Here is a 1,192-nt window from a genome sequence, read left to right on the forward strand (position 1 = left end):
TGCGCGGTCAAAACCAAAAGAATGCAATAAAACAAAGCCCTTCGTTGGAAGGGCTTTGTGCGCTTAACTCGTCTTCTTTTGTAAAGTGGATTTAATGATGAACCAGCGTTAAACCGCTTGGTAAAGCATCACCGAAGACACGTTTTGACTCGCTTTCTGAAAGCTCTTTCACTTCTTCAACCAGCGATACCCACGACTCAGGTACTTTGCTCTGTTTGAGTTTTGTTAGAACTTGTTCCCGGTAGTCGTCAGAAATATCGAATAATCGGTCACCCGTCTTACGACAAATCATTACGGCTGCGAAAGCGATCATTGGTTCTTTCAGCCAATTTTGTTCCAAAAGCTTAGGTAACCATTGCTCAGCTTGTTCACGAGGAATGACGTTGTGCTGGCTGCCATAAAGCGGTGTGCGAGAAGCCAAACGTCCCATCGCCCACCAGTGTGCTTGTTCAAACTGGTTTTGGTTGATGGCTTTGCTTAAGAACCACGTCGCCAGCAGGACTTTATCTTCCACTTCTAGATGCTCCAGAGAGGCTGAAAGACGCACCATGGATTCGTACCCCATCTCCTGAGCCGCTTTTGCTGACTGCGGATTTTTCATCGCGCCGGGATGCAGATATTTTGCGATGTCTGCCAAAATGGTTTCTTGTTGTTCTTGGCTTAGACCGCCCGCGATACGTCGCCAGAATACCCACCAGTCTGTCCAGCCTTGATGGTTTTTGAACTGAATATTTTGTTGATACAGTCCCCAAACTTGCTCAATACGCCAAGAGTCGGTTGGATCGCCAAAGCCAGGACGCAGTGCAAAGCCAGCCAAACGAAGCCAGTTTTTCTCATGTTGTTCAGAGCGACGACGACGCTTACGACCTTGCGCAAAAGTATCGAAAAGTTGACGGAGTGTGGTGAAGTCCCACTCATCGCGTTTGCCGAGTTTTTTCTCAAGATCTTTCGCTAAGGTTTTGATCTCATTGCCTTCTGCGCTTTTCTTGTTACCGCTGTACAGGCGAGCAATCAGCTCTTTACATTCGTTCAGTTTAGGGTGAAGCTTAACTTGTTCGCTGTCGTCGGTTTGCTTGTTACGAACTTCGAACTCCAGCTCCCAACGTTTGCTGTCATCTTCTGCGCTGACACATTCCATCTTAAGTGTGCCGACTTCAGTCAACTGACACGCCAGTTGCACTTCTACACGCTC

At 47.6% G+C, this 1,192-nt stretch carries 1 pseudogene; it reads right to left on the reverse strand.

Going from position 1 to position 1,192, the window contains the following annotated elements:
* Positions 1-91: 91 nt before the first annotated feature.
* A pseudogene (locus tag R7Q47_RS25410) lies at positions 92-1,192 on the reverse strand (molecular chaperone DnaK); the annotation flags it as partial.

The sequence above is a fragment of the Vibrio sp. Vb0349 genome, assembly GCF_033338975.1.